The organism is Maridesulfovibrio pacificus (SeqCode) (assembly GCF_048612815.1).
In the GTDB taxonomy this organism is placed as follows: Bacteria; Desulfobacterota; Desulfovibrionia; order Desulfovibrionales; family Desulfovibrionaceae; genus Maridesulfovibrio; species Maridesulfovibrio pacificus.
This window is the reverse complement of sequence record NZ_JBLZNE010000001.1, coordinates 155910-172495: the sequence shown is the minus strand read 5'-3', so window position 1 is coordinate 172495 and position 16586 is coordinate 155910. Positions and strand designations below refer to the sequence as shown.

At 45.8% G+C, this 16586-nt stretch carries 12 protein-coding genes and 1 pseudogene; 7 read left to right on the top strand and 6 right to left on the bottom strand.

Annotated features, from left to right (window positions below):
* Nucleotides 1-14 precede the first annotated feature (14 nt).
* The gene (locus tag ACNI23_RS00880; protein WP_420246159.1) at nt 15-2687 is read left to right on the top strand and encodes a sulfatase-like hydrolase/transferase; all 2673 of its coding nucleotides are present in this window, start codon (nt 15-17) and stop codon (nt 2685-2687) included.
* A gap of 201 nt (nt 2688-2888) precedes the next feature.
* A complete protein-coding gene (locus ACNI23_RS00875; protein WP_420246158.1) occupies nt 2889-3425 on the top strand; it encodes a hypothetical protein in 537 nt (178 codons plus the stop codon).
* A 100-nt stretch (nt 3426-3525) separates the two neighbouring features.
* On the opposite strand, the gene ACNI23_RS00870 is transcribed toward ACNI23_RS00875, so the two are convergent.
* Together ACNI23_RS00870 and ACNI23_RS00865 are read right to left on the bottom strand one after the other, a co-directional pair.
* Entirely contained in the window at nt 3526-4545 is a 1020-nt protein-coding gene (locus ACNI23_RS00870) for an META domain-containing protein (protein ID WP_420246156.1), read from the bottom strand.
* A gap of 808 nt (nt 4546-5353) precedes the next feature.
* Nucleotides 5354-6199, bottom strand: a complete 846-nt coding sequence (locus tag ACNI23_RS00865; protein WP_420246155.1) for a DUF169 domain-containing protein — start codon at nt 6197-6199, stop codon at nt 5354-5356.
* Between the two features lie 135 nt (nt 6200-6334).
* On the opposite strand from ACNI23_RS00865, the gene ACNI23_RS00860 reads away from it, so the two are divergent.
* Nucleotides 6335-7219, top strand: coding sequence for a LysR family transcriptional regulator (locus tag ACNI23_RS00860; protein WP_420246154.1), 885 nt, complete (start codon nt 6335-6337; stop codon nt 7217-7219).
* 15 nt (nt 7220-7234) lie between these two features.
* Here ACNI23_RS00860 and ACNI23_RS00855 read toward each other — a convergent pair whose 3' ends face one another.
* The 4 genes and pseudogenes from ACNI23_RS00855 to ACNI23_RS00840 form a co-directional block, all read right to left on the bottom strand.
* A complete protein-coding gene (locus ACNI23_RS00855; RefSeq protein WP_420246152.1) occupies nt 7235-7369 on the bottom strand; it encodes an AraC family transcriptional regulator in 135 nt (44 codons plus the stop codon).
* A 23-nt stretch (nt 7370-7392) separates the two neighbouring features.
* A pseudogene (locus ACNI23_RS00850) lies at nt 7393-7527 on the bottom strand (integrase core domain-containing protein); the annotation flags it as partial.
* Between the two features lie 41 nt (nt 7528-7568).
* The gene (locus ACNI23_RS00845; RefSeq protein WP_320174099.1) at nt 7569-7898 is read right to left on the bottom strand and encodes a hypothetical protein; all 330 of its coding nucleotides are present in this window, start codon (nt 7896-7898) and stop codon (nt 7569-7571) included.
* Between the two features lie 741 nt (nt 7899-8639).
* A complete protein-coding gene (locus ACNI23_RS00840) occupies nt 8640-10304 on the bottom strand; it encodes a DUF6538 domain-containing protein (protein ID WP_420246151.1) in 1665 nt (554 codons plus the stop codon).
* A gap of 559 nt (nt 10305-10863) precedes the next feature.
* Here ACNI23_RS00840 and ACNI23_RS00835 point away from each other — a divergent pair.
* The 4 genes from ACNI23_RS00835 to ACNI23_RS00820 all read left to right on the top strand — a co-directional run bounded on the left by ACNI23_RS00835 (nt 10864) and on the right by ACNI23_RS00820 (nt 16556).
* Nucleotides 10864-12447: a DNA primase family protein gene (locus tag ACNI23_RS00835; protein WP_420246149.1), complete on the top strand. Its 1584-nt coding sequence runs from the start codon at nt 10864-10866 to the stop codon at nt 12445-12447.
* Nucleotides 12448-12723: 276 nt separating this feature from the next.
* Nucleotides 12724-14139, top strand: coding sequence for a primase-helicase zinc-binding domain-containing protein (locus ACNI23_RS00830; RefSeq protein WP_420246147.1), 1416 nt, complete (start codon nt 12724-12726; stop codon nt 14137-14139).
* 208 nt (nt 14140-14347) lie between these two features.
* On the top strand, nt 14348-15613 hold the full coding sequence (locus ACNI23_RS00825; protein WP_490722698.1) for a DNA modification methylase: 1266 nt from the start codon (nt 14348-14350) through the stop codon (nt 15611-15613).
* Nucleotides 15594-16556, top strand: a complete 963-nt coding sequence (locus ACNI23_RS00820) for a hypothetical protein (protein ID WP_420246144.1) — start codon at nt 15594-15596, stop codon at nt 16554-16556. The genes ACNI23_RS00825 and ACNI23_RS00820 overlap by 20 nt, the downstream gene beginning before the upstream one ends.
* The last annotated feature ends 30 nt before the right edge of the window (nt 16557-16586 follow it).

Here is a 16586-nt window from a genome sequence, read left to right as displayed (position 1 = left end):
CGAGGCCTCTTCAAATGAAAAACATCATCTGGATCGTAATCGACACCCTGAGATCGGACATGCTGGCATCATGTCTTTCCGAAACAGCCGTCTACAATGAAATTGACGAAGTAATTGAACAGGGGGTCCTGTTTACCGATGTCATGACCAGCGGCGGTTCTACCAGAATCTCCGCACCTTCGTACTTCTCATCCCTGCGGCCCGGGCTGACAGGGATGATTCATCATGGAGTGCAGACCATCCGTAATTTCAAAGACGATGTCCTGACCGTCACTGAGCATTTCAAGTATTACGGTTACCAGACCTTCCGCTGGGATGACAGCAGCTTAGACTCCTGCCAGCCTAAACGGGGATTTGATGTATTTGAATCCGGCTACCCCACACTCGAACATACTCCGCATCGGAATTACGATAACGATAGACGCGATGCGTTCATAGCCAGAGTACGGCAAAGCAGGAAACCTTTCTTCGTCAATTTCCACCTTGATTATATTCATGATTTCGGCGGCAACCAGAAAACCAGTTGGACCACCGATGAATACCTCAAAGTTGTGGCCCGACAAGCAAAGGATTTTAAAGCGCTGTGGGACAAAATTGACCCCGGACCGGAAGATATCGTTGTAGTAACTTCCGATCATGGCTGTGTTCTGGACGAGAACTACATTGAGTATGATAAAAGCATGCCGTGGGGCTTTGCCAACAACAAAACCCGCGTATTTGCCTCCTTTATTGCCGAAGGGCTTACCCCGGCTAAAAAGCATGAACTGATCCGCTCCATAGACATCGCACCTACTCTGCTCGACCTTGCGCTGAGTAAAGAGATGAAGGCACAGGGAGTCAGCCTAAAATCAGTGCTCCAAGGCGGTCCTATTCCGGAACTGATCGGCATATCCGAACGCAACGTCAGCTTTGATGTAACGGGTGTCACCGACTATGCCTGCGTTAGAAAGCAAAACTGGGCTTTCTACTTTCATAAAGGTGAACCCATGGCCCTATATGACAACTCAGAAGGGACCAATGTGACCGACCATATGGGAGAGGGACTGCCTGTCGAAGAAGAGTTGCTCAACTTCTATAAGGAACTGGTTCTTGAAGGGCCGCAGACCGCCACTGAACTCTATGAGCAAACAGGTATTTCCATTTCCGATATCAGAACTGAAATCGAGGCCAGCATACTACTCCCGGTATTCAGTTGGAGTGAAGAGACAAGACTGTGCATCGACGCTTTGATCGACCAAATTCTAAACACGGAACTTATTCTGCTGGACGCTGATAGCAGTGGCGAAGTGGAAAAGGAAGTAAAAACAAAATACAGCAACCGCCTGTATATACGCCACGTGGACGCAAAAGATCTTCCACTGCCCATGATGCTGAATAAAGGTCTGGAATTGGCTAAAGCTCCTTTTACGGTCACAGCTACTCCGGATTGCCAATACACGGAGAATTTCTGCTACAGTCTGCGCGAAATGTTTTTGGCTAAGACAGATACGGTACTTAGCTACCCGAACATGAAAAGACTCATCAGTGACAACCGGGAAATGGAATACATCGGCAATGATGATTGCTTTGATGAACTCATGTTTTCACGGCTCGGTTCAATTTTCGAGCACAAAACCGCCACAGCAGCCTATTCTCTTCCGCATTTCAACGAAGTAGGCGCTTGCGCAATGTTTGAAACAGAAACCATGCGTGATGCAGGATGCTTCTCCACAAGCACAACAGATTTTCTGGCAAAGACATGGCATAAGCTCAACAGACTAGGCAGAGTCAGGCACGTAAATAAAGGATTGGTTATATCTAAAGACAGGACCATCCTAAGACCTGTCATGCCGATTTCTGAAAAAAAACATGACATCAAAATCAGCATATTAGTCCCGCTTAATGGAATAGCAGATCACAAACTGCTACCCATGTTTCTGACCATGTTATCCAAACAAACTGAAAAATCAGTTGAAATTATCCTGCTCAATCAGACAGCTGATACGACCCTCATTACAGCTCTCGCAAACAATTTCCCGGAACTCAAAGTCAGGACAATCAACCGTTCAGGCGATTTTCATGATCTGCTTAATAGCGGACTGTATGCAGCCAAAGGTGAATACATCTTCTGGTCAGATGTTTCTGACAAACTTCTGCCCCATTGCCTGACCGACCTGTTGAATCAAATAGACGGCAAGAGTAATGTTACAGCCGTCAAATGCGGCCATTTCCAACAGAACACAAGCAATTCAGCTAATGATGTCCAACCTATGGCACAGGTTCGGGAAATGCTATATGAAGTTTGCGATCTTCGGGGACTGCTATACAAGCGCAAGCTGCACAACGATGTTGGTATTTTCAGAGCACCCAATGACAACGAGCAAGGTTGGGACATGTGTGTCCGTCTTGCCCTTGTTAAGCCTTTTGAACTCCTCGAGGAGCCGCTGATTATTGCGAATAGACCTTTTCAATTCAATATGCAGCCTTCCATCGAATCATATCATCGGATACTGCGTAGCTCCATCAGCTCCATGGGCAATACAGTCGATCTGGTAAGATTGTATGAAGACGACTTCTATCGCCATCGTGCAGATGAGGCCCGTTATATTCTGGAAGACGAAATGATGCTGACTCTGGAATTGATCAACAAAAGTGGTATCAGCTCCGGTGCATTACTTCGGGTGCCCAAAGCACATGTAGCCAAGTAGTTCTACAAACCCACTGAACTTTATATAGATAAGCGAAAATCCCGGATCAGCCTCTTGCTGATCCGGGATTCTTTGCGTGCCCAGCCTTATGCTTAAACTAATCACAGTCGTCACTATTCCCGTCCTGTTGAATTACCACCACATTTAAATTATACTTAATATAAGAATAGGCAAAATTCCAATCATCAGGAGCTTAAGAATATGTATGCGCTTTTGACAACACCTCGATTTCATTCGTTCATTCCACCGGCCATAATCGTAGCAGTTATTTTTAACTTACTATCAAGCGATTCGAAAACAAGGGACATATCCATGCTCTTGGTAATTTATCTGGTTGGTGCAGGTGGCGGCGTAGTAAGTACATATTTACGACTAAAAAGCCTGCCGGACGAATCTTTTAATTACAACAAAGACTCAAATAACAGGCTCATGGCAATACTGCAGGTATACATGTCCCCTGTAATTGCAGGGGTTTTCGCATGGTTGTTGTACGGTCTGTTTGCGACAGGAATACTAAAAGGCACAATGTTCCCAAATTTCATAGGGGCTGAAAAAGTCTACTACAACGTAGTTCAATTATTTCAGGACCTAAAACCGGAACATCTGGAAGACACTGCGCTAGCCATACTGTGGGCTTTTATTGCCGGCTTCTCGGAGAAGATGCTCCCGAACATTTTAGACAAGCTGGCATCCCAAGTTGAAGAAAGTGATGCTGGTGATCCGGAATGGAATCGATAGTTAAGCTCAAGCAAAGATTTGAATGCGTGCTACAAAACAAAAGGCCCTGACTATTCAGTCAGGGCCTTATACTTATCGGGCTAACTATCAGGGATTGGCGTTAATCACCCTTTTTTAATACTGCAAGAATTCTACCCTTCCTATCAAACAGCGTCAGCTTCAATTCAGCAATTTTATAACTACGAACTTTCGAAAGAATGGCATTAAACTTGTTCGGTACAGTCATATCAAAGCACATTTTTTTTGTTCCGGCCACGGGACCGAAAACCAATTCGGAATCGGTTAAAGTTTTAATGCCCCCGTTTATATAATTGCAGCCATCTGTGCCCATAACTTTCATTTTAGCAATATTGATTTCCAACCTGGGAGCACTAATTTTGTCTGCCACAACAATACCGTCCACCTGTTCGGCAATCCAGATATCATTGAGCAGCGTTTTAGCCGGAGTACCGCTTTTCGCAAACTCAAGCAGCTCTTTACCTTCTTTATCTGTCAGAACCAAGCTCTCGCCTTCAATCCGATATTCCGCCACAACGTTAAATGCCTGATTAAAGGAGTCAGCAATGCTCATGTTGGCACATAACTTCATAGTTGAGGCAACGGGGCCCCATTCAATTTTCTGCTTCGCAACTTTAGTGATACGACCGTTAAAATTATTACAACCGTCGCTGCCGCTTATCTGCATTTCACTTATATCAATGTTCAAATGCGGGATAACACCGGCTCCCCGTATGCGAGGTATTTTTATTACTGAACCGTTTATCTTAACTGCTTCCCAATTGCCGCTTAACTTTAATCGAGCATCCTCTTTCTTTTCCAAAACTTTGAGCAAGGTATACTTTATTGAAGAGGCATCAGCAGGCACATCCCGCATCTTTTCTTCTTTTACTTTCAGCTTGTAAATAAATCCCGGCTGATATTCAAAACCTTCAATTTGTGAATAAAAGTTCTGCCATTGGCTCTGATCAGGGTTTTCTCCCTTTTGAACGAGCATACATTTCATAGGTCCGACACCGACACAATCCTGCTTATAACTATTTACCCAGTATATCTCTGAATTTTTCACCGGGCTGCAGGCAGCTACAAATAATAAGAATCCAAGAATCAAAATCTTCTTCATTTTGCTTCTCCTAATTTTCGTCTTTCCATAGATTAATTATAGAAAACTGATTCTAATTTGAAGCGTTCACAGCCTCAAAAAGCTCACTAATTTTTTTTGCCAGTCAGTACACATATCTAATCGGATCAACGATAGTCCGGCTACTGGCTCAATTCAACCAAATTAATAATAACCTAAACAACTAAATATATTATTAAGAAACAAAAGCCTTCAGCTAATTATTATACGCAACTTGCAGTTTTGATTAGAATATACGCAAAAAAAAAGACCAAGCATTGCTTGGCCTTTATTATATTCTGGCGGAGAGGGAGGGATTCGAATAGATATGCTAATGGTCTGTTTTAATAGGGATTAGGTTGTTTTATTTTTGTGGTTACTCAGGGAGTTACTCAGAATTGCGAGGAAAGTTAAAATTATTTTAAAAAACTTATTTTTAAAGATTTACAGACTTTAATTTTTAACAAATATTTTATTCAGTGCCTGAATCAATCTCAGGCATGGAAAGGCCTACATTACACAATGAATATGGGTCGTAATAGTTTTTCTCAATATAATTTTTAATTGTCACCTCAGCAAAAGATCTGCCCTCAAAGAAAAAAGCCACCTCAAGAAAAAGTGGCTTCTTTATTCTAGATTTATATTGATTCGTAGCTAGAACCATCTACTAGTTCCGGCACCCCGTCCAACCCTGTCGGCCTTGGGAAATTCAAGCCTCCCTTGCGAGCAGCCTCTGAATTATCATCTCGATAAAACCATGTATAGGTGATAAATCTTTGCATTGTGAGCAATTGCATAAACAACAACCTTTCTAACTTTCTTCGCCCCATGCCTTGGCACTGCGCTCAACTTTTTTGCGTACGCTCTTCCAAGCAGTTTCATGATTGAACATGGAACCCGGTAAAGCAGCCAGCATTTTCTCATACAAGCCTAAGGGGACGGTGAAGGTCAGTTCATCTGTTTTCATGAATTTTCTGGCCGAAGGGTCCATCCCGCCCAGTACGGCTTTTTCCACTCCCTGCTCTTTGTAATAAAGGGGCCAGCTGAGAATATTTGTACAGCCTGCACCGAAGGGAGAAGCCACACACTCCATATCTCCAGTGGTGAAAACTGTCTGAATAAACAGGCCGGTCAGAATCTCGGGGCGTGCAAAAAATATTACGAACTCCGGTTTTTCTTCATCGGAAAACTGTGACAGAGGCTTGAAGATACAGTACTTCGCCGGAGCTTTGCGCGGATTCACCTTAAGCATGAATTCTCGCATGGCATCAGGATTGGACATGTAGCGCTCCCCGTGCATGGGAGTTTCTTCAAACCCAGTGGAGACATAATGCTCAATGAAGCGCAGATGGGGTTTCATCATGGAACAGTAATATACTCCCCCCGGACAGCCATATTCTTCGGCTGAGATAAATGCCGCACCCTGTTTTTTTCTTGCCAGCCAGATATTGCCCATAACGCAGGAGAAAGATTTCATGGCCTCCCTCATATCCAGATTGCCACTCTCCTCCAATTCGCGGGAAATGGGGACTCCTTTTTTGGGTCCGTATGCATTTTCGGGTTTAATGTCGCTGTAGTGGACTCCGAAAGGTTCTTCGTTCAACCCTAAGTGCCCCATGAAAGTCATGGTGTCATCAAGTATGGACTGCATTGTCATGTTTTCCTCCTTCATTTGGTCATGTAATAAGCTTTCGCACAGACATATTGCCTTATGTGATACCTTTACATACCATACTCACAAACAAAATAAACAGACTAAATGGAAATCTCTATTCCAGAAAAGAGCATAATCATGAAGGATTTTCTTAATGACATTCCATTACTTGTGGAGGTAGCGCGCCAAAAAAATTTTACCAACGCAGCGGAAACACTGAACATAGGTGCTTCGACTCTATCCAGACGTATAAAACAGCTGGAAGAAAGGATGGGAGCAGTTCTCTTCTACCGGGACACCCGCAATGTCGAGCTGACAGATAATGGGCAAATGCTGTTGGACCGTTGTGAATTCATACTTGGTGAAACCAGACGGACCTTTGATTCAGTTGTGAACAATATGAAGAATCCCTCAGGACTGGTCCGTTGCTGTATGTTTCGCGATCTTTATGACCGTAATATGAAAAAAGCATTGATCGGATTCGCCGACAATTACCCTGATATCAGGCTGGAACTTACCTGCGTGGAACATCCGGTTGACCTGCGCACGGCCCCTTACGATGTTGCTTTTCTCATCGGACCCTCCATCGCCCCGCCGTTGATTGCCAGAAAACTGCTCAGAATCGAACCTTTTATTTACGCCTCTCCACAGCTTTTTAAACGCTATCCCCTGCCTGCCGAGCCCGCAGATCTGCACCAGATTCCATGCATTGTACTTGAACGCTTCGGAAGCCGCTGGCCCATGTTTGACGGGCACAGGCAGGTCGCAATCCAGATACAGCCCAAATACAAATTCAGCTCGGTAGACATGTGCCGCGATTTCGCCCTTGCCGGACATGGTCTCACCCTGATCAGAAGGCAGGAGGCGGAGCCATATGAAAAGGATGGTCGGTTGATCAAAGTTCTACCGGAATGGAGCGGCGGGTTTGAACATGACGTCCACATAGTCACCGGATCAGCTCAACTACCGCAAAGGATACGAATTTTCCTGGACCACATTCAGGATTTTTATGCTTTATTTTAGTAAAAACACTAAATTTTACCGAATCTCCCTAATCACATCCGCCGGACTCTGCCCGAAGTAACGCTTAAACTCGCGGCTGAACTGTGAAGGACTGTCATAGCCCACTTTGTCGGCGGCAAGATAAGCCTTCATCCTTTCTTGAATGATCAAATCCTTGTGTAAACCTCCCCAAGTTAGTGCCATCCGAAAGTAGAGTTTTCTTGGGGTGAATGAGTTTGGACATATTCGACTGGAGTCATGTCTCCGAGCGATTCATGTGGCCGCTCTTCGTTGTATTGCCGAATCCAGTCTTCGGTTATGCCCTTGACTGATCTTGATCTGCTTTTGACATTCTTGACCTCCTGTCGTGTTAAACGATTGAGCTTTTACCTCTGGCCCCTGCAAGCATGAGAAACTTGATAAGTTCTCGGTCTGACTCTTCACCTGACTTGAGGTTCCTGAGGTGTTCTGCATGAATGACCAGGGAACGACGAACAATTGCAGAAGCCGACAAGGAACGACCTCCAAGCTTTTCACTGTACCAATCACGGATGAACTGGAGGTCGTCTTCAAGCTCTGGAGTGGTACAGAAAGCATGCTTCTGTGTTTTGCCTGCACCCTTAAGGCGAACCTGAGGCTGAGTATTGCTGCTGCGGGGAATCTTCAAAGTATCGCTGTTGCTTTTGACGGTCTTAGACATAGCTACTCCTGTATGTGGTTAATGGTTTACTTTGGACAAAAGAAAAGCAGGATAGCCGTAATGACTGCCCTGCTGTACCCAACGCAAAGAGACGATGGGAGGGAGGATCAATTGTGAAGAAGAATCATAATCAAAGAAGCTCACCGCTCTGACTGTCCACCATCAGACAATCAAAGTGATGAGCTTCTTAACTCTGTTCTTGGCTACCGAATAGCTACCAGAAACTGAGACAGACCTCTTGGTCTTGCTTCAAAGGAGAATTACATGAACAAAGAATATCTTTAGAACACCTATGGTATTCTTATGGGTTAACTTTAAATAGGGATATAAGAAGAAGATAAGTAAGATTAAACTTAGGGATAACTATAAGAAGACTATAGATTACCTATGGTACTCTTATAGATATTTTATAGTGAATCTTTCTTTCATCCCTGGGTCTCTTCTTACTAGTGCGCCCCAATTCTATACACCTGTAATAAAAGACAAAATCAGGGTTGATTATTTTAAATTTAAATATGCCATTTCGTTCTTCTTGAATCCCTGACGGAACCAGAGGTCGAGGACGAGAAACGCTTTACCACCTCAGTGACAACCGCAAATCTGTTGACCACATTTTTGACATCGTGATTGACCAAAACATTCAAACAGAAGACACAGGAGACTTTCAATCACCTAACGATCAACGCTATTTTATTTCAAGCACTTAACTCGAAATTACAAATAAAATGTGCCACACAGGATTTAAAAATGTGGTAGCTCCAAACCCGGATATGTCAGTTGCTCAATACCTTCCTTCAAGCGTTTCAAAGGATAGGCGTTACTTCCATACTTGCGGCCTTCGGTAACTGGAGCATGACCTGTGAGAGCATCACTGATCTCTTCTTGAACACCACCTTCTCTGAGTCCATCCTTGAAGCTGTGTCTGAAGCTATGAAAAACTTTGCTGCTGTCGAACGCAGCATATTTTCTGGCGTATTTGCTCCACCACTTAGACCATGAAGCAGTTCGCTTTTCCCCCTTAGACTTGAGTTGAGGGAAGAGTTGAGCTTCTTGTCCTGCTTTGCCCATCTCTGCAACATAATCGAGAAATCCTAAATCAATGAGCTTGGAATGGATGGGAACACGTCTTTTAGAGCTTTCGGTCTTACGCCGTTTATTATCGTCGACGGCAGTCATATCGAAAAAGTATATGCCCTGCTCGTGCTTAATATCGTCCACAGTTAACTGCCCCAGTTCTTCAAGTCTGGCTCCTGTGAACGCAGCCATCAAGGGTGACCACTTAGCTGCTTCACCTGCCCCTCCTTTGGGCCTGTCATTGTCTGAATAAATGGGGAAATTAAAAATAAGGTTCAGGTCTTCAACACTGTATGGCTGACGAACGGTTTTCTTGGTCTTTGTAGATTTTGCTTTAACTTTGGATGCAGGGTTCACTTCAATATAGGCATTTTCAACAGCCCAGTTCAGTACAGCCCCAATTGCACCCAGCCCTTTATCGTTGACTGTCCTTGCTGACAAAACTTTTATATCAGGATGTTTATCAGTGTACTCAACGAGTTCAGGAACAGTCATTTTCAAAAGCTTTCCTGACGGACGAACAGGTAGCCGAAGCATTGCATCTTTGAATGCCCTGACATGGGCTTTAGTGATCTGGGTAATCTGAAGATCACCATGAAGCTCAACAAAACGTCTGACATACGTACCAAAATCTTTGACTGTTTTTTCTGGACCACCTGCTGACTTATGTTCTTCAGACCACTTTTCAAAAATTTGTGTAAAAGTAGGAGCTTCCAAAACCGAAGAAGGAGCATGACTGAGCATGCCTTTACTTAAAACAGGGCGCGGGGGTGTATCAATAGGCTTTCCGACATGACGTTTACGAACAAGGTCAAGAGTTTTTACTTTTGCCTTCAAAACAGCGTAGCTAAGCTCTCGGTAAGAATCACTTTCCTTATCTATCTTAACGTCAATTTCATTCAGAATCCAGTCGACATCCTTTGCAATTGGTTTAAGATTACCAATCGCAAGCTGCTCTGCCGATTCAGCAAGAGCAGTAGATAAAACCTCATCCCATAGATCATATTCATGATCGCTCAATCCAAGGATTCTGGTTTCCTCATCTTCTTTCAAAGCCTCGTGCATCCACAAAGTGGCTATACGCTCAATTTCAACCTGGGATAATTTTTCAACGGACTGCGCTTCTTTTAAACGTCTCTTTGCAGCAAACTCCTGATCCAACTTCACAGACTCAAGACGGACACGTTCAAGAGCCTCTTTGGGATCGCTGGTACGCAGACTGAAATAGACCTCTTTCTTTTCGTAAACGCCCTGTAAATCAACAGGGACTTTCGCACGAAAATAGTAATTACGGCTGCCTTTGCGGCGGTGCAGGCGGGTATGTTTGCACACGTCTTTCATGCCTCCGGTGTAGCATACTGGTGTAGCAGTTTGGAAGCAGAAAAGTAAAAGCCCTCGGACACTTAAGTGATTCCAAGGGCTTAATTATTAACTGGCGGAGAGGGAGGGATTCGAACCCCCGGAGGGCGTGAGACTCCCAGTGCTATCCTTATATTCCCGTCTGTTAGGTTGTTATGTCTATCAGCTTGTTGGCCCTGTTACGCACCTGTTTTACGCACAAATTTACGCATGTGCATTCCCCATCTGGACAGCATATTTTCATCATCGCGACTGCGTCAGCAGACGCATCCTTAATCCCTACAGTCGGGGCTGCTTTTCGCCCCCTTCTCCCCCTGCACCATAAACAATCCAAAGTCCAATGCGGGAAACTCCCTAAAATCAAGCCCATAATCTATTGGGTCCTTCCTAGCCTTTTGCCCTCATGCGGGCGGCTTCGAGCGCGATGTTCAGCCACGCGAAATTTTCTATTTTGGGTGGAAAAATGGAAATCCATTTTTGCCTACACCATTCATAACACCATAATCAAATCGGGTGTTACCTCGGAGTGTCTATGTCAGTCGATAATGTAACCAACTTGGAAGAAATTCGGAAAAAGGTCGCAGCTCGTACCGATGAAGAAGAAAAATTTGGATCTGACGATGGAGGGCCGAGTGGCATTTCATCGGAATTTGTCATTCAGTGCCTTCGCTCCAATGAAGTGGGCGATGGTGCTCTCTTCGCAACTGTCCATGACGGTAAATACGTCTACAACAAACAGATGAAAGAATGGCTGAAATGGATGGGTCATCACTGGAAACTTGATGATCTGGATGAAGTCGAGGATTCCGTGGAAGATGTCGTTGACAAATACATGGAAACATATGCCGAACTGTATGAGCGCATCCGCGAAGCCAACGACGCAGGGGATGAAGAAACGGTAAAAAGAAACGAAAAACTCCGCGACATGATCCTCAAGCGGGTCAACAAGTTGCACAGCGACAATGGCCGAACAAAATGCCTCAAATGTGCGCACACTAACCGCATTGCTTCCGCCCGAATTCAGGGACAGGAGTTGGATTCTGAACCGTGGCTCCTACCCTGCACGAATGGAGTGTTGGACCTTCGTTCTGGTGAGCTTCGTGGGGGGAGGCCGGAAGATTATCTTACCAAAGCAAGCCCAGTTGAATGGCAAGGAATTGATGCCCCACGCGAACGTTGGGACCAGTTTATCCTTGAAATTATGGATGGAGATCAGGAGATGGCGGATTATCTCCGCCGTCTTTTTGGCTGTTCCATCGTGGGTAAGGTTACTGAACATGTTTTTGCTGTGTTCCATGGGGTTGGTCGTAACGGTAAATCCCTCATGGTCGACACAATCACCGAGGTTTTGGGGGAACTTGCCAACCCGATCCCAGCTGAAATGTTGCTTGATCAGGGAAATGCTCGCAGTTCTGCAGGTCCTTCCCCAGACATCATGGCTCTGCGTGGTCAGCGTCTTGCATTCGCATCTGAAACTGACGAAGGCCGCAAATTTTCTCCCTCCCGCGTAAAATGGTTTTCCGGTGGCGACAAACTTACTGGCCGTAACGGCTACGACAAACGAATGATTACTTTCACGCCATCTCACATGCTTTTTCTGCTGACAAACCACAAGCCTCATGCACCTGCCGACGACTTTGCTTTTTGGGAACGCCTTCAGCTTGTTCCATTTGAACTATCATTTGTGGATCGGAAACCCAGGGCCCCAAATGAACGGCCCATGGACAAGGAGCTGGGCGATAAACTTAAGAAAGAATTGTCGGGCATTTTGGCTTGGCTAGCCCAAGGCTGTCTTGAGTGGCAAGAGCAGGGACTCAATCCACCTGCTAAAATTCTTGAAGCGACAGCTGAATACCGCCGTGATGAGGATCTCTTGGAAGAATTTCTCGATGATTGTTGCGCTCTAGATGAAGAAGAAAGAATTCAGGCTACTGATCTTTATGATGTTTTTTGTTGGTGGTTCAGTCGTAACATTTCGAAAAAGAAGAATATTGCTCAAAAAACGTTCGGTAAATTGGCCGGGAAGCGATTCGAAAAGAAAAAGATCGGAACGTACTGGTATCTGGGAGTCAGGGTTCTCGATGAAATCAGAGACGAAATACAGAGAGGCCATTAAATGGACCGTAAAACCATATGGACCGTTTTAAAAACGGATACGTCCACCTCGTAAACACTTAGGAATATGCACTAAATTAGTGCGCCCGGACGAAAGGACCATAGTTCAGCATACTTTAAACAATAAATTTTACATGTTTTTGCACCATATTTTATCTCTTTTTTGGTCTTATCGTCCAAAAAGAAAATAAAAAGTAAATAAAATAAATAGTTATATTAAAGACCATTGTTTTGGACGGTAAATATTTACGGTCCTACGGTCCAAGGAAACAGATGTATGAATGTTCTCGACTTGCTTAAAGCTGAGGGTGTGAGCCCGGTTCACGTCTCTGGAGGTAAAGGTGGTGAATTCCATAGTCCTTGCCCTGCATGCGGCGGAAAAGATCGTTTCCACGTCTGGCCTGAACAAAATGGGGGGACTGGTTCATGGTGGTGCCGTGGTTGCGACAAGGGCGGCGACAACATCGAGTTCCTGCGGGAGTTCAAAGGCGCATCCTTCAAGGATGCCTGCGATGTAATTGGCCGCAATCCGAAGGACTACACCCCGCGCCCTACACAGCTGAAAAAAAAGAACTTTGCTCCCAATAATTACGCTGCGCCTAAAGAGCTGTGGCTTGAACGGTCCAACAATCTCGTGGACTGGGCACATGAGCAGCTGCTGAAAAATGAAAAAGAACTTGCTTACCTTGCCGCCCGCGGACTGCCGCTGGAAGCGGTCAAAAAATACAAGCTCGGCTGGAATCCCGGTGAGACCGAAAAAGGGACGTTCCGCGCCCGCAAAGCATGGGGCTTACCACAGGCTGAAAATCGTAAACCGCTATGGATGCCACGCGGTCTTGTCATCCCATATTTTCAAGAAGGCGTTCTTTTCCGGGTGCGGTTTCGTCGCACCAATGAGGACCGCAAGAAATTTGCCCCTCATCTCAAGTATGTGATTTTGCCCGGCTCCAGCATGGGCCCGATGGTGACACGAAAATCGGCTAGAGCATGGGTTCCCATTGAAGCGGAGCTGGATGCACTGGCTGTAGATTTCGCAGTACAGGATCTTGATGTCGGGTGTCTGGGGCTTGGATCTCTGTCTATCAAACCGGATGCGTATTCATGGCCCAAACTAAAAGAAGCCATGACTGTCCTTAATGCATTGGATTTCGAATTCGGCAATGCGCAGGATGATGAGGAGCGGAAAAAAATTGAGCAGCAGATCAGGACAAAGAAGTGGTGGCAGGAAAACTTGCCCAACTGCCGTAGGTGGCCAGTGCCGGAAGGCAAAGATCCCGGCGAGGCTTTTGCCGCTGGTGTCGACCTGCGCTCATGGATTTTTGCAGGCCTCCCCCCGGCCCTAACGCTCGGACCTTCAAAATCTGGCGCGGCATCTACGAGCAGGGGGGAGGGAAGAAAAAAGAAAGAAGAGCCGACTCCGCCTCCAGCCGACATGATGATGCTTTATCAACTGCTTGTACGGAACCCTCTTGCTCTTGAGTTAGATGACGGCATTAGGATTGTTGAAGATCCAGAGTGCTGGGCAAACCAAAATGAGCGAAATTGGATGGCCTTCTGTAAAGTATCCGATCTGGTTTTCAAAAAATCAGATGGATTTGATGTTGTTCTAGATGAATTGAACGGATTGATCACGGCTGAAAATATCCTTGACCCATGGGTCAAGCGCGGTTGGAAGCCGAGACGAATAAACTAGGTGAGGGTTGCCGGAAGGAAATGGTACTTCCACCCGGCGACCGAATGAGGCTGCATTCGACCAGGTACATCCCAACCCTCTCACTAGGCATCGAGGGGAATAGCACGGGAACCTCCGAATGACAAAACTCGCTTTAGAGTATTGGCCCCTGGCGAGGTTCCGGTCATATGATCGGAACCTCAAAAAACACAAATCAAGCGTGGATAAAATGATTCAGTCAATTGAGGAATTCGGCTTTCGCATCCCGGTACTGGCTGGGACTAACGGTGAAATCATCGACGGCGAACTGCGTTTTCTTGCTGCGCTGCAGCTTGAGATTGATGAAATCCCGGTTGTGCTGGCTGACGATCTCAACCCGGCACAGGTAAAAGCATTTCGGTTGATGGCGAATAGTTCATCTGCATGGTCGAAATGGGATGAAGAAGCCCTTGCGCTGGAGCTGCTCGAGCTGCGCACCTTCGATGTTGATTTGCAGTTGACCGGCTTCGCCATTTCAGATGTCGAGGATCTGCTCAAACAATTCGGTCCGGAGAATTCCGGCAACACTGATCCTGATTCTGTACCGGATCTCGAATCCGAATACGTGACCTCTCCCGGTGACATTTGGGTTCTGGGCGACCATCGGCTCATGTGCGGCGATTCCACCAGTGGCGCGGACATTTCGAGACTCATGGCCGGGGAAGCTGTGGACATGGTTTTCACCGATCCGCCCTACAATGTGAATTACGAAGGAAAGGCCGGCAAGATTAAAAACGACCATATGTCGAACGACCAGTTTTACCAATTTCTCTACGACGCTTTCACAGCCATGTTTCTGGCCCTGAAAAAAGGTGGGCCGATTTACGTTGCCCACGGCGAGAGTGAGGGCATCAATTTCCGCACAGCATTCCGGGACGCTGGTTTCAAATGCGCGTCCTGCGTAATCTGGGCGAAAAATAATTTCGTGCTGGGCCGTTCGGATTTCCAGCCTCAACACGAGCCGATTCTTTACGGCTGGAAACCGGGTGCTCGACACTGCTGGTATGGAGGCCGCAAACGTACTTCCGTCCAGATGCTGGAAAACGACGACCAGCTGCAGGTTGAAAATGATTCCATTCAACTAACTTTGCAAAACAGGGTTTTGAGCATCACCGGTGACAACCTGCAGGTTGAAGAGCTTATTCCCTCGGTGGTTCATGAAAAGAAGCCCCAACGCAGTGATGAACACCCCACCATGAAACCCGTCGCGCTGGTGGAACGGTTTCTCAAGCACAGCAGCTTGAAAAACGAAACCGTGCTTGATTCCTTCGGCGGCTCCGGCTCCACGCTCATCGCTTGTGAGCGCACCCGGCGTAAATGCCGAACCATGGAACTGGACCCACGTTTTGCTGATGTCATTGTCCGCCGCTGGCAGGAATTCTCAGGCCGTGCGGCTGTTCGTGAATCTGACGGTTTAACATTTGAGCAGGTGCAATATGCAGGAAGAACTCACTAAACTCTTTGAGGTAGTTACTCAGCTCGAAAAGGCCGAGCTGACCGTGCTGAATAATGCAGCGGTTAAAACTCTAAGCAATTATCAGACTGACCCCACTGCTAAAAACAAGAAAGACTGGGACGCGGCAAAGAAAGGCCTTGAGGAGGAAATACAAAAATTGACCGAAAAACACTTTCCCGAAATGAAAGAAACCCCTGAAAATTTTAAAACTCTTTCAGACGTTTACCGATACTTGACAGAACAAGGCTATAAAGTCTCTAAATCTAAAGTATATAACGATAAAGCAGGACTCTTGCCGAATAAGGACGGCGAGATCACCCTTGCTACGGTCAATAACTACATACGTTCCATTGGAATAAAACTAAAGGCATCCTCGGCTCAGGAGAAACAAACCTCAGTTGAGTTGATGAAAACAAAACTTGAAGCTGAGGATGAAGGTAGGCGCAAAACCCAACTCCAGAATATAAAACTGGAAATGGAAATTAAAGAAAAGGCCAAGGACCTTTTCCCGGCTTCTGCTGTTGAATTTGAAATGGCAAAACGTTGTCAGCTTTTCCGGTACTCCCTTGAGGCTTTTGGGGAAAAATCGGCGGATAAAATTGCTGGGATATTTGGTGCGGATGAACAGGTTGCCGCTCGGATGCTTGAGAAGATTGGAGTGGATAAATCCAAAGCACCGGAACTTGCTGCTGTTATTCATGCCGAACAGCCTGCATTTATCAATTATTTTCATTCCAGCATCAGTTCTTTTCTTGATGTGTTTTCCACCGACACATGGCTGACAGAAGAACTGGAAGAGCTAATGGTAAAGTGGCTCGAACGGCAGGAAGAAGAACAGGTTCAAACAGCCATTGATATCATGGCTGAGGCAAATTCCGGGACCGACCCACGAACATTGCTTGCGATGTTCACCATTACCCGTAAAGCAGGAATTCTTCATTGAGCACAAACCCGATCATAAACTTCTTTCCCG